Origin of the sequence: Sphaerimonospora cavernae, assembly GCF_042435035.1 — a bacterium.
GTDB classification, from domain to species: Bacteria; Actinomycetota; Actinomycetes; order Streptosporangiales; family Streptosporangiaceae; genus Sphaerimonospora; species Sphaerimonospora cavernae.
This window is the reverse complement of sequence record NZ_JBHMQT010000044.1, coordinates 169,507-181,909: the sequence shown is the minus strand read 5'-3', so window position 1 is coordinate 181,909 and position 12,403 is coordinate 169,507. Positions and strand designations below refer to the sequence as shown.

Sequence of the window (12,403 nt, the reverse complement as noted above, 5' to 3'; positions counted from 1 at the left end):
GCTCGCTGCCGCCTGCCCGAGAATGGCCCGATTTCCGGACTAGCTACTTTGATGACACCTATAACGAAATTGATATATATAAGGTGAATAGTGGTATTAGACCGTTATGCGCGAGGGGCTGCACGATGGTGGCCATGAAGCCCGCGCACTACGTCAACGGTGTCTTCACGACGACGGGACCGGCCTTTCCGCTGCTTTCGCCCGTCGACGGGAGCCAGGTAGGAATTTTTCCCGAAGCCCCGCGCGACCTCGTCGACGCGGCGGTGCGGGCCGCTCACCCGGCGCTCGCCGGCTCCCGGGGGCGGATGAGCGTTCAGAGGCCGTGCCCCATTCTACGGCGGATCGCCGACGGCATCGCGACGGCCCGCTCCGACGAGTTCGTCGAAGCCGAGGCCGCCGACACCTGCCATCGTGCGGAAGCCACCCGCCGTCCCCTCGTCTGGCCGCCCCGATGACCGCGTTGCTCGACGTGACCACCGGCGCCGGTGACCGGGTGGATGTGCGCGTCGCCGAAGGGCTGATCACCGAGGTGGTGCCCGCCGGGTCGCTGACGACGTCACCCGGCGAGGAGGCCGTCGCCCTGACCGGACATCTGCTCTGGCCGGCCTTCGCCGAGCCGCACGCCCACCTGGACAAGGCCTACACCGCCGAGGCGGTGGCGAACCCGACGGACGATCTCTCCGGGGCGGTGCGGGGCTGGCGGCGATACCGCGCGGGTCTGAGCGCTCGCGACATCGAGGAGCGAGCAGTCCGAGCCGCGCTGGCGGGTCTGGCCAGGGGCACGACCGCGATCCGGACCCATGTCGGCGGCCCGGGGGTCGACTTCACCGCGCTGGCCGGGGTGGCAGCGGCCCGAGACCGACTGGCCGGCCTGGTCGACATCCAGATCGTCGCCATGGGCGCACCGCTCAGCGGTCCGGACGCCGCCACCGGCCGGGCAGACCTGGAGCGGGCGCTCGCTGAGGGCGCGGACGTGGTCGGCGGTGTGCCCCACGGCGAGTCCGACCCGTTGGAGGCCATGCGCTACTGCCTCGATCTGGCCGCCGAACGGGGCTGCCCGGTGGACCTGCACATGGACGAGCACCTGCGCACCGACCTTGACCTGCTCGCGTTGGCCGGGCTCGTCATGGCCCGCCGCTCGACGGGCGTCACCGCCAGCCACTGCGCGAGCCTGGCGATGCAGGAAGCCGAGACCCAGATCCGGATCGCGGCCGCTGCCGCCGCCGCCGGGATTTCGGTGGTGGCCTGTCCCCCGACCAATCTGTGGCTGCAGGGCCGTGGCCACCCGGTCGCCACCCCCCGGGGCCTGACCTCGGTGGCCGTACTACGCGCCGCCGGCTGCCTGGTCGCCGCTGGCGGGGACAACGTGCAGGACCCCTTCAATCCCCTCGGCAACGGCGACCCGCTGGACGTGGCGCTACTGCTGATGCTGGCCGGGCACGCCGGCGTTGACGCCGCCGTCAGCGCCGTCAGCAGCACGGCACGGCAGGTGCTGGGGCTCCCCCCGGCCGGTGTCGAGGTCGGCGCGCGGGCGGACCTGGTCGCTCTGCCGGCCGCCTCCGCGCGGGAGGCGATCGCCGAGCGACCGGCGGCCCGGGTGGTGTTCAAGGACGGCGTGGTGGTGAGCCGGACCTCCGTCAAGCAGATCTTCCCGGCAGGAAGGGGGGTATTGAGATGAGCAGATCGTGGCAGTCGCTGGACGCCGCCGACCTGGAGCGCGAGTACACCCCCAGCTCGGTGATCGACTCGCTCGCCGCTGAGCTGGAGGCCTACGCCACCGCCAGCGCCCGCACCCGGTCGGCTCATCCGCCGGTCGAGCTGCGCTACGGCCCCGGCCCCGGCGAACTGCTGGACCTGTTCCTGCCCGAGACTCCCGGGCCCGCACCGCTGCTGATCTTCGTGCATGGCGGCTACTGGCAGGAACTCGGCAAGGAGGACGCCGGCTTCCCCGCGGACGCCGTGCTCGCCCGCGGCGCGGCCTACGCCTCGGTGGGCTATCCACTGGCGCCGGCGGCCTCCGTGGCCCAGATCACCGACGCCGTCTGCCGGGCCGTCAGCTGGCTACACGGCCACGCGCCCGCGTACGGGATCGACCCCGAACGGATCCAGCTCGCCGGCAGCTCGGCCGGCGCACACCTGGCGGCCTGTGTGCTGTTGCACGGCCGCGTGCCGCTGCGCGCGGTCACCCTGCTCTCCGGCGTCTACGACCTGCGCCCGCTGGTCACCACCACCGTCAACGACCCGTTGGGGCTGACCGAGCGGGAAGCCTGGCGGCTGAGCCCGATGAACCGGGTGCGGTGCACCGCGGCCCGGGTGGCGGTGGCCTGGGGCGAGATCGAAACCAGCGAGTTCGTGGCACAGAGTCGGGACTTCGCCGCCGCCATGGCGGCGGCCGGCAACCGGGTCGAGGCCTACGAACTGGCCGGGCTGAACCACTTCGACAACGTCTTCGCGCTCACCGACCCGGCGACGCCGGTGGGAGCGTCCACCCTTTCCCTTTTGGAGACACCTTGACCGGTTCCCCCAACACCACACCCCGGCTGATCGAGCGTTCGTCGGACGAAGCCAGGTCCGCGACCGTCGCCCGAACCGGCGGCACCCCGCTGCTGGAGCTGCCGGGCGGGAGCACGCCGTACATCGACTACGAGAGCATCGACGTGCTGCTGAACCTGCAGCAGACCCGCAGCGGCGCCCACGACGAGATGGCCTTCTACATCATGGGCCAGGTCAAGGAGCTGCTGTTCAAGCTGATGCGGCACGAGCTGCTGGCCGCCCAGCGGCACATCCGGGCCGACCATCTGCCGGGCGCGTTCGAGGCCTTCCGCCGGGTGGTGCGGATCCAGGAACTGCTGGTCTCCACCTGGGACGTGCTCGGCACGCTCACCCCGGCTCAGTTCAACGCCTTCCGCGACCATCTCGGCACCGCGTCGGGCTTCCAGTCCTACATGTACCGGCACCTGGAGTTCCTGCTGGGCAACAAGGTCCGGGCGCTGCTGAACCCGCACCGCGGTGTGGCCGGGGTGTATCAGGAGCTGGAGGAAGCGCTGCACGCGCCCAGCCTGTACGACGACGTCATCGGCCTGCTGGCCGCCCGGGGCCACAAGGTGGACGCCGAGGCGCTGGATCGGGACTGGTCGCAGGCCTATGCCGCCAACGACTCGGTGGAGCAGGCCTGGTTCGAGGTCTACGGTGACCCGGCTCCCGGCAACGACCTCCACCAGCTCGGTGAGGCGTTGATGGACATCGCCGACCGCTTCCAGCAGTGGCGCTACCGGCACCTGATCACCGTGGAACGGATCATCGGCTACAAGCCCGGCACCGGCGGGACCAGCGGCTCCGGCTGGCTGCGAAAGATCGTGGAACACCAGTTCTTCCCCGAGCTGTGGGCGGTACGGACCCGGCTCTGACCAACCCCGACACGAAACGAACGAACGAACGAAAGGAGACTGCTGTGCGTCATCGTCCCAAAGGCCTCGCAGCCGCCGTCGCCCTGACCGGTCTGCTCACGCTGGCCGCCTGTGGTGGCGGGCAGTCGCCGACCACCCGTCCCAGCGCCGCGGACACCACCGGTGGGGTGCTCCGGTTCGCGACCTTCACCGTTCCCGACACCTTCGACCCCACCAAGCGCTCAGCCGGCACCTCGGGACTGAACTACCTGTTCCCGGTCTACGATCCGCTGCTGCGTACCGATCCGACCGGCAAGGTGGTCGAGGGGCTGGCCACCCAGTGGAAGCTGGGTGCCGACAATGTCACCCTGACCCTGCGGCCGGGCCTCAAGTTCAGCGACGGAGAGCCCCTGAACGCGACCGCGGTCAAGGCGAACCTGGAGCGATGCCAGGCCGTCGGCGGCGGCTGTGGCAGCACGCTGGCCCACGTCACCGGCATCGATACCCCCGACGACACCACCGTGGTGCTCAACACCGACGGCCCACAGCCGGCGCTGCTCTTCGGGCTGACCACCGGCGCCGGAATGATGGTGAGCCCGAAGGCATTCGACTCCCCCGACCTGGGCCGGATGCCGGTCGGAGCCGGCGCCTACGTGCTGGACGAGCAGGCCACCGTACCGGGCTCGAAGTGGGTCTACACCAAGAACAAGAACTACTGGGACCCCAGCCAGCAGACGCTGGAGCGGCTGGAGATCGTGCTGATCAACACTGCACAGCAGCGGGTCGCCGCACTGCGCACCGGCCAGGTGGACGCCTCGATGATCGGCGACGCCCAGGAACTGGAGAGCTACAAGCAGGCCGGGGTGACGACCGCGGTCTCCGAGGGCGGTGACCCGATCGGCGTCGTCACCGTCGACCCCAGCGGGCCGTTCGCCGACAAGCGGGTACGGCAGGCGGTCGGTTACGCGCTCGACCGCGCGGCCCTGACGGGCACCCCGTTCCGCAAGGGCATGTCGACCCCGTCGGACCAGTTGTTCTCTCCCGGCAACCCCGGTCACGTCGACAACCCCGCCTTCACCTACGCCTACGACCCGGACAAGGCCCGCGCGCTGCTGGCCGAGGCCGGTGTGAAGGACGTGCCGGTGACCATTCCGGCCATGCCCGGCCCGCAGAACAAGACGGAGGCCGAGGCCGTCGCCGGAATGCTCAACGCGGTGGGCTTCCAGGCGAAGGTGGTCTCCCCGCCGCCGCAGATGATCGGCCGCGAGGTCTTCTCCGGCAAGTACCACCTGGCGTACGTGCCGGTATTCGTCCCGGACGCTCCCATGCTCGCCGACGCCCTGGCGCCCAAGGGCGGTTCGATGAACCCCACCGGACAGCCCTACGCCAAGGCTCTGGACCTCGCCAAGCAGGCGGCCGTCGCCAGCGTCTCCGACGAGGCCAAGGCCAGGGCGCTGTACGGCGAGATGATGGCCGACCTGACCGAGGAAGGCGTGGTCATCCCGGCCTTCTGGAGCCCGGTCGGCGTGGCCTACGCCGACCATGTCAAGGGCCTGCAGCCGTGGGCCGGTGGCTACATGGGCCCGCCCGTGTACGGCGTGAGCGTCGACAGGCAGGGCTGACCCCATGCGCAAGGTCCTTGCCGAACGGCTGGTGTCTCTACCACTGGTCGTGCTGGCGATGTCGGCGGTGATCTTCGGGATCACCTATCTGGTGCCCGGTGACGCCGCCGAGTCCGTGGCCGGAGTGCAGGCCGATGCCGCCCAGGTGGCTCGGCTGCGCCAGGAAATGGGGCTGGACGCCCCGTTGCCGAGTCAGTATCTCTCCTGGCTGCTGGACGCGGTACGCGGTGATCTCGGCCGCTCGCTCATCGACGGTGCGCCGGTGGCGGGAACCATCGCCGACCGGCTGCCGGTGACGCTGTCGCTGACCGTCGCCGGTGCGGTGGTGGCCTGCCTGTTGGGAGTCCCCGTGGGGGTGATGGCCGGTCTGCGGCCGCGAACCCTCTGGGACCGGGCGGCCACCACCGGGGCCTCCATCGGAGTCGCCTTTCCGGCCTTCTGGCTCGGACTGATCCTGGTCGCGATCTTCTCGCTGCGGCTGGGCTGGTTGCCCGCCATCGGCTATGTCCCGATCGACGCGGATCCGGCCGGCTGGCTGGGCAGCATCATCCTCCCGGCCGTCGCGCTCGGACTGACCCCGGCGGCCGCGCTGGCACGGCAGATGCGCAACTCGATGGCCGAAGTGATGGGCAGCGACTACGTCCGCACCGCCCACGCCAAGGGGATGCCACGGGCGCAGATCGTCCGGCGGCACGCCCTGCGGAACGCGGCCGGCCCAGTGGTCACTCAGCTCGGTTTCTGGGTGGCGATCATGCTGGGTACCTCACTGATCGTCGAGCAGGTGTTCTCACTGCCGGGCATCGGCGGCGCGATGAGCAATGCGATCATGCAGCACGACGTCCCGCTGCTGGTGGGACTGGCCCTGGCCCTGGTGGTGATCGTGGTGCTGGTGAACCTGGTCGTCGACCTGTTCCTGTCGGCGCTCAATCCGAAGACGAGGCAGGCATGAGCAGCACCATGTCCGCAGCTGAGTCCAACCCGACAGCCGACCCGATGACCAACCCGGCGTCCGCCCCCGCCGCCGAGGAGCCGGCGCCCACCGGGCAGGTGCTCCGGATCTGGCAGCGGTTCCGGACCGACCGGTGGGCGTTGATCGCCGCCGGCTACCTGGGGCTGCTGGTCGTGGTCGCGGTCTTCGCGCCGTGGCTGGCTCCCCACGATCCCGAGCGGCAGGACCTGCTACAGGCCTTCGGCGAGCCGAGCTGGGAGCATTGGCTCGGCACCGACGAGCTGGGCAGGGACGAGCTCAGCCGGATGCTGGTGGCGACCCGGATCTCGCTGCTCGCCGTGGCCGAAGCCGTGGGCATCGCGGTGGCGGTCGGCGTGCCCATCGGGCTGCTGGCGGGCTTCCGCGGTGGGTTGCTGGACCGGATCGTGATGCGGCTCAACGACCTGGTGTTCGCCATCCCCGCGCTGGTCCTGGTGATGCTGGTGATCGCGGTGCTCGGCACCGGTCTCGGCCCGTCGATGGCGGCGCTCGGGCTGGTGTTCTCCACCGGCTTCATCCGGGTGAGCCGCAACGCGGTCACCGCCATCCGCGAGGAGACCTATCTGGCGGCCGCGCAGGTGATCGGGGTGCCGACCGGGCAGCTCGTACGACGGCACGTGCTGCCCAACGCCCTCGGGCCGATCATGGTGCAACTCGCGCTGCAATGCGGTGTGGTGCTGACCATCGAGGCCTCGCTGAGTTTCATCGGCCTCGGCGCCCAGCCGCCGGACGTCAGCTGGGGCACTCTGCTGGCCATGGCCGCCACCAGCATCCAGGGAGCCGACACGCTGCTGGTGGTCTGGCCCGGGGTGGCGATCACGGTCACCGTGCTCGCCCTGAACCTGGTCGGTGACGGGCTGCTGGCCGCGTTGAAGCCGGGCGGCGGCCGACGGATGCCCCGCATCCGGCCGGGTCGCCGCCGGCGGGCGGAAACCGTCCCACAGCCCACCCCGACCACGACCACGACCACGACCACGACCACGGAACCGGCCACGGAACCGGACGACGCCGAACCGCTGCTCCGGGTGAGTGGACTGACGGTCACCGCCGGTGAGACGCGGGTCGTCTCGGATGTCTCCTTCGACATCGCCGAGGGCGAAGTGGTGGGTCTGGTCGGCGAGTCCGGCTGCGGGAAGTCGACGATCGCCCTGGCGTTGATGGGGCTGCTCGACGAGCAGCGACGCGTCGCCGCCGGCTCCATCCGTCTGGCCGGGACCGAACTGGTCGGCGCCTCGGCGACGGACTGGGAGCGGACCCGCGGACACGGCCTGGCGATGGTCTTCCAGAACCCGCAGACCAGCCTCAACCCGACGATGCGGATCGGCGACCAGATCGCCGAGCCGCTGCGGCTGGCCGGGCACAGCGTCCGCGCCGCCCGCGCCGAAGCGGTCGCCCTGCTGGAGAAGGTGGGCGTTCCCGACCCCGCACGCCGGGCCAGGCAGTATCCGCACGAGTTCTCCGGTGGAATGGCCCAGCGAGCGATGATCGCGATGGCCATCGCCGGCCGTCCCAAGCTGCTGATCGCCGACGAGCCGGTCACCGCGCTCGACGTACGCGTCCGGGAACAGGTCCTGGATCTGCTCTTGGACCTACGCGCGGAGTTCGGAATGGCCGTGCTGCTGGTCACTCACGACCTGGGGGTGGTGGCCGATGCCTGCGACCGCACGATCGTCGCCTACGCGGGGGAGTTGGTGGAGCAGGCGCCGGCCGAGGAGTTGTTCCGCGCGCCCGCGCACCCCTACACCCACGGCCTGCTCGGTGCCCGGCCCGTGGCGTTGACCGGCCGGCGGCTGCCGACCATTCCCGGCTCGGTTCCGGCCCCGGGGCAGTGGCCCGACGGCTGCCGCTTCCAGTCGCGCTGCGCCCACGTCAGGACCGACTGTTCGGCCGCGGCCGTCCCGACCATCATGCTCACCGGAGATCACCGGTCACGCTGCCTGCGAGCACAGGAGCACCCTTGGCTGTGAACACCTCAGAACCCGCCGCCTCGCCGCCGGATGAGAAGCCGCGCTCCGGCGCGCCCTCGGGGCCGGTCGATCCCGGGTTGCTCCGGGTGCGGAACCTGTCCGTGCATTTCGCCCATCGAGGCCTGCCGTTCACCCGCGCCGGCGTAGTCCGGGCGGTGGAGGACGTCTCGTTCACCATCCCGCCCGGCAGCACGCTCGGTCTGGTGGGCGAGTCCGGTTCGGGCAAGTCGACCACCGGCCGCGCCGTACTCGGACTGCAGCGGCCGACAACCGGATCGATCAGCTTCGGCGATCACGAGTACGGCGCGGCCTCCCCACGGATGCCGCGGGAGCTGCGGCGGCAGATCCAGGCGGTCTTCCAGGACCCGGGCTCGTCGCTGGACCCCTCGCACCCCGTCGCCGATGCGATCGCCGAGCCGTTGCGGCTGCACCTGGGGCTGCGCGGCGCGGCCGCCGACGCGCGGGTGGTCGAACTGCTGGACATGGTGGGTATCGCCGCGCACCATCGGCATCGCTACCCGGCGGAGTTCTCCGGCGGCCAGCAGCAGCGGATCGCGATCGCGCGCGCCCTCGCCAGCCAGACCCGGCTCATCGTCTGCGACGAACCGGTGGCGGCGCTGGACGTCTCGACCCAGGCCCAGGTGATCAACCTGTTCGCCGATGTCCAGGCGGAGTTGGGGATGTCCTACCTGTTCATCGGCCATGACCTGGATGTGGTGGCGCACGTCAGCGATCAGCTGGCGGTGATGTTCCGCGGCCGGATCGTCGAGATCGGCCCGGTGGTCGAGGTCTTCCGCCGGCCCGGCCACCCCTACACCCGGATGCTGTTGGAGGCCACGCCGGTGGCCGATCCGGTACGGCAGCGGCGGCGGCGCGAGGAGCGCCGGCGGTTCTCGCTGAACGAGCCGCCGACCTCCATCCCTGTGGCCGGCTGTGCCTTCCAACACCGCTGCCCGCTGGTGATCGAGCGGTGCCGGACGGAGGTGCCGGCCATGCGTGAGCCGGCCAACGGTACGCGGGTCGCCTGTCATCTGGCCGACCCTGCTGAGCGAAAGGAACCGGCATGACGGCAAAAACCGCCCATTCAGGGGTAATGCTGGCCGACAGTCCGACCGATGCGGGTTCGAACCGGGTACGGGCCGCCGACCGGTGCGGGTTCGGGCGGTTCCACCTCGCCGATCGCGGGCTGGACGGCCGCGATCAGTGGGTGATGCTCGGCGTCATGGCCGGCGCCACCGAGCGGATCCGGCTGGGATTGGTGACGAACCCGTTCACCCGGACGCCGGCCACCACCGCGAACGCGTTGCGCACCCTGCGGGAGCTGACCGGCGGCAGAGCCTTCGTGGTGCTGGCACGCGGCGGCGAGCGGATCCTGGCCGGTGGCGGCGCGGTCGCGCAGCGGCCGATCGCGGCGGTCCGCGAGGCCCTGGGAGCGGTCAGGGAGTTGTGTCCCGGCGCCGAAACCTGGGTGGCCACCAAAGGCCCGGCGATGGCCCAGATGGCGCTGCGCCATGCCGACGGACTGCTGCTCTCCGGCATTCCGCACGCGTTATTGCCGCAGGTGACGGCGGAGCTGCGGTCGGGCATGGATCGGCCGGTCACCATCGGCCTCAGCGTCGCCTACGGCGGCGACGGCACGACGGTCACCCGTGACGGTCTGATCCGCGTCGCGCTCGAACTCGGCAATCTCCGCGACGAGTACCGCGAGGCCGCGGGCATCGACGCCACGCTGGTCGAGGCGGTCAAGCGGGAGCTGTTCGGCGGCGGAACACTCGACCGCGCCGCCGATCTGGTGCCCGAGGAACTCCTCGCCCAGTTCACCCTCGTCGCGCCCCGGCCGGACCTGAAGACCGCGATAGGGCGGCTGCGCGGCCACAGCGGCGTGGACGTCGTCGAAATCTCGGCCTCGGCCGTATTCGACGACGGCGGACAGCTGCTGGCCCAGGAATTCGACACCACGACCCAAAGGACATCATGACTACCTCTTCACCGGTCCGCGTCGGCTGGATCCACCGCGCCAAGGTGGGCGACAGCATCAGCAGCTGGCTGCACAGCCATGAGCGGGCCAGGAAAGCCGTGGAGGCCGAGTTCGGCGGTGCGGTGCACACCGAGGTGGCCGACGGCGCCGGCCGGGCCGAGGGCTTCACCGCGGCGGCCACCGACTTCGCCGAGCGCGGCTTCGACCTGGTGTTCGCCTGCGACACCCGCGGTGGACTCGAGGTCCTGCCGGTCGCCGAACGCTTTCCCGGCACCCGGTTCATGCACAACCAGGGCGTCGATCTGGCGGCCAACTTCGGCACCTTCCGCGAGGCCCGCGACGAACACGCGTACGTGTCGGGGCTGCTGTGCGGGGCGATGACCAAGACCGGTGTCCTGGGTGCCGTCGGCGGCACCCCCGGGCCGCTGGACCTGCAGATCGTCAACGCCTGGGCGATCGGCGTCCGGACCGCGAACCCCGACGCGATCATCCACGACCGCTGGGTCGGCAGTTACTTCGCCGAGGATCAGGCCGAGCTGGAGGCGGCGGTCGTGACCGAGCTCATCGACCTCGGCGTCGACACCTTCGGCGGCACGCTCACCGAGATGCCGACCATCACCAGGATGGCCTCCGAGCGCGGGTTGTGGTCGATGGGACGGGACCTGCGGTCGGCGCACCAGAGTGCGGTGCTGGACGTGGCCTACATCGACTGGGCGCCGTTCTACATCCGTGAGGTGCGCGCGATCCAGGACGGGACATGGCGGGCTCGGCACGCCTACCTGCGGTCCAGGGACGGGGTGGTCCGCAACACCGAACCGGCCGCGGTGGTGCCACCGGAGGCCGCGGAGCGCGCCCGCCAGGCCTCCCGCGCGCTCCAGGCCGGCGAGCTGGACGTCTGGCGAGGCCCGATCCGCGATCATCGGGGGAACCTGGTGGTGCCCGCCGGTAAGTCGATCGGCGACCTGTACGACGGTCCGGAGCCGGAGCCCGACCTCACCAGGGCCGAGGCCTACCTGACCTCGCGCCAGTTCGCCTGGTTCCACGAGGCGATCACCGGCAGCGTCGACCCGCTGCAGGCCTGGCTCGAGCAGGACGCCGAATCCCGGGCTCTGTGACCGAGGCGAGCGGCGGCCGCGTTTCCGGCGACGCTTACGATGATGGACAAACCACATGCATGGGAGTGGCGGTGTCGCGGATGACCGTGTCGAGCACATCCACGACACCGCACACCACCGGAGAAAATCGCAGCGCGGTGCACCCGGCGGTGAAACTCCTGGCCGTCCTGCTCGTGGCCGGCTGCCTGCGGCCGCCGCTGACCTCCGTCGGCCCGGTCCTGGACCTGCTAGGCGCCGACACCGGCCTCGGCACCGCCGCCCTCGGCACGCTCGGCGCGCTGCCGCTGCTCGCCTTCGCCGTCCTGTCCCCCCTCGCCCACGGGACCAGCAGCCGGTTCGGGGCCGAACGCGTGGTCCTGTGGGCGATGGTCGCGCTGGCCGCCGGCATCGCCGTACGGTCGCTCCCGGGCAACGCCTGGCTGTGGGCCGGCACCGCCGTGGTGGGCGCGTCGATAGCGCTCGGCAACGTGCTCGTCCCCTCGATCGTCAAACGCGACCATCCCGGCGCGATCTCGCGGGTCACCGGCCTCTACACGTCCGTGATGACCGGATTCGCGGCGCTCGCATCGGGCGTCGCCGTCCCGATCGCCGCCGCGACCGGGAGCGGCTGGCGGTGGTCGCTGGCCGTGTGGGCCGGCCCCGCGTTGCTGGCCGCCGGGGTCTGGGCACTGCGCATGCGCGGCACGCGCTCCCGCACGGCGTCCGCGGGAACGGCCGCGGGGATGGCCGCGCCCGCCGTCCCCGCCATACGGGAGACCTCGGTCTGGAGGTCGCCCGTCGCCTGGCAGGTGACGTTCTTCCTGGGCCTGCAGTCCGCGACGTTCTATCTGCTGATCAACTGGCTGCCCGCGATCCAGACGGCACGCGGGGTGCCGGCGAGCGCGGCCGGCTGGCACCTCTTCCTCTTCCAGGCGGTCGGCATCGTCTCGGGGCTGACGGTGACCGTGATCATGGGCGCCCGGGCCGACCAGCGCGCGACCGGCGTGCTGATGAGCACGCCGATGGTCGCCGCGATGGCCGGCATGCTGTGGGCTCCCGGCTGGAGCCCGGTCTGGGTGGTACTCGCCGGGATCAGTTCCGGAAGCACCATCGTGATCGCCCTCGCCCTCATCGGCCTGCGCACCCGTACCTTCGCGCAGACCGCCAAACTGTCCGGTATGGCACAGTCGGTGGGCTACCTGCTGGCCGCCGCCGGACCGATCGCCGCGGGGCGGCTCTCGGGCGGCACCGGATCCTGGACCCCCGTCATCGTCCTCACCGCAGGGCTCGCGCTCGCGCAGGCGTGCGTCGCCCTGTGGGCGGGCCGTGACCGCTACACCCACCCCGAACCGGGGACCACCTGACCAC

11 protein-coding genes are annotated in these 12,403 nt (G+C 71.1%); all 11 read left to right on the top strand.

The window, feature by feature from the left end; genetic code table 11:
- Positions 1–134: 134 nt before the first annotated feature.
- The 11 genes from ACFHYQ_RS20900 to ACFHYQ_RS20850 all read left to right on the top strand — a co-directional run bounded on the left by ACFHYQ_RS20900 (position 135) and on the right by ACFHYQ_RS20850 (position 12,399).
- The gene (locus ACFHYQ_RS20900) at positions 135–455 is read left to right on the top strand and encodes an aldehyde dehydrogenase family protein (protein WP_394302819.1); all 321 of its coding nucleotides are present in this window, start codon (positions 135–137) and stop codon (positions 453–455) included.
- A complete protein-coding gene (locus ACFHYQ_RS20895; protein ID WP_394302818.1) occupies positions 452–1,678 on the top strand; it encodes an amidohydrolase family protein in 1,227 nt (408 codons plus the stop codon). The genes ACFHYQ_RS20900 and ACFHYQ_RS20895 overlap by 4 nt, the downstream gene beginning before the upstream one ends.
- Complete coding sequence (locus tag ACFHYQ_RS20890; RefSeq protein ID WP_394302817.1) at positions 1,675–2,514, top strand: alpha/beta hydrolase; 840 nt, start codon at positions 1,675–1,677, stop codon at positions 2,512–2,514. Before ACFHYQ_RS20895 ends, ACFHYQ_RS20890 begins: the two co-directional genes overlap by 4 nt.
- On the top strand, positions 2,511–3,407 hold the full coding sequence (locus ACFHYQ_RS20885) for a tryptophan 2,3-dioxygenase (RefSeq protein ID WP_394302816.1): 897 nt from the start codon (positions 2,511–2,513) through the stop codon (positions 3,405–3,407). Before ACFHYQ_RS20890 ends, ACFHYQ_RS20885 begins: the two co-directional genes overlap by 4 nt.
- Before the next feature lie 44 nt (positions 3,408–3,451).
- A complete protein-coding gene (locus ACFHYQ_RS20880; RefSeq protein WP_394302815.1) occupies positions 3,452–5,008 on the top strand; it encodes an ABC transporter substrate-binding protein in 1,557 nt (518 codons plus the stop codon).
- A gap of 4 nt (positions 5,009–5,012) precedes the next feature.
- Positions 5,013–5,957, top strand: a complete 945-nt coding sequence (locus ACFHYQ_RS20875; RefSeq protein WP_394302814.1) for an ABC transporter permease — start codon at positions 5,013–5,015, stop codon at positions 5,955–5,957.
- Positions 5,954–7,963: a dipeptide/oligopeptide/nickel ABC transporter permease/ATP-binding protein gene (locus ACFHYQ_RS20870; RefSeq protein WP_394302813.1), complete on the top strand. Its 2,010-nt coding sequence runs from the start codon at positions 5,954–5,956 to the stop codon at positions 7,961–7,963. Before ACFHYQ_RS20875 ends, ACFHYQ_RS20870 begins: the two co-directional genes overlap by 4 nt.
- The gene (locus ACFHYQ_RS20865; protein WP_394302812.1) at positions 7,960–9,030 is read left to right on the top strand and encodes an ABC transporter ATP-binding protein; all 1,071 of its coding nucleotides are present in this window, start codon (positions 7,960–7,962) and stop codon (positions 9,028–9,030) included. Before ACFHYQ_RS20870 ends, ACFHYQ_RS20865 begins: the two co-directional genes overlap by 4 nt.
- Entirely contained in the window at positions 9,027–9,941 is a 915-nt protein-coding gene (locus ACFHYQ_RS20860; RefSeq protein WP_394302811.1) for an LLM class flavin-dependent oxidoreductase, read from the top strand. The genes ACFHYQ_RS20865 and ACFHYQ_RS20860 overlap by 4 nt, the downstream gene beginning before the upstream one ends.
- Positions 9,938–11,056: a BMP family ABC transporter substrate-binding protein gene (locus tag ACFHYQ_RS20855; RefSeq protein WP_394302810.1), complete on the top strand. Its 1,119-nt coding sequence runs from the start codon at positions 9,938–9,940 to the stop codon at positions 11,054–11,056. The genes ACFHYQ_RS20860 and ACFHYQ_RS20855 overlap by 4 nt, the downstream gene beginning before the upstream one ends.
- Before the next feature lie 80 nt (positions 11,057–11,136).
- A complete protein-coding gene (locus ACFHYQ_RS20850) occupies positions 11,137–12,399 on the top strand; it encodes a CynX/NimT family MFS transporter (protein ID WP_394303020.1) in 1,263 nt (420 codons plus the stop codon).
- The last annotated feature ends 4 nt before the right edge of the window (positions 12,400–12,403 follow it).

Excerpts from the sequence above, each read along its gene's own strand:
- ACFHYQ_RS20900 (WP_394302819.1), top strand. The coding sequence starts at position 135 with ATGAAGCCCGCGCACTACGTCAACGGTGTCTTCACGACGACGGGACCG.
- ACFHYQ_RS20895 (WP_394302818.1), top strand. The coding sequence starts at position 452 with ATGACCGCGTTGCTCGACGTGACCACCGGCGCCGGTGACCGGGTGGAT.
- ACFHYQ_RS20890 (WP_394302817.1), top strand. The coding sequence starts at position 1,675 with ATGAGCAGATCGTGGCAGTCGCTGGACGCCGCCGACCTGGAGCGCGAG.
- ACFHYQ_RS20875 (WP_394302814.1), top strand. The coding sequence starts at position 5,013 with ATGCGCAAGGTCCTTGCCGAACGGCTGGTGTCTCTACCACTGGTCGTG.
- ACFHYQ_RS20870 (WP_394302813.1), top strand. The coding sequence starts at position 5,954 with ATGAGCAGCACCATGTCCGCAGCTGAGTCCAACCCGACAGCCGACCCG.
- ACFHYQ_RS20860 (WP_394302811.1), top strand. The coding sequence starts at position 9,027 with ATGACGGCAAAAACCGCCCATTCAGGGGTAATGCTGGCCGACAGTCCG.
- ACFHYQ_RS20855 (WP_394302810.1), top strand. The coding sequence starts at position 9,938 with ATGACTACCTCTTCACCGGTCCGCGTCGGCTGGATCCACCGCGCCAAG.
- ACFHYQ_RS20850 (WP_394303020.1), top strand. The coding sequence starts at position 11,137 with ATGACCGTGTCGAGCACATCCACGACACCGCACACCACCGGAGAAAAT.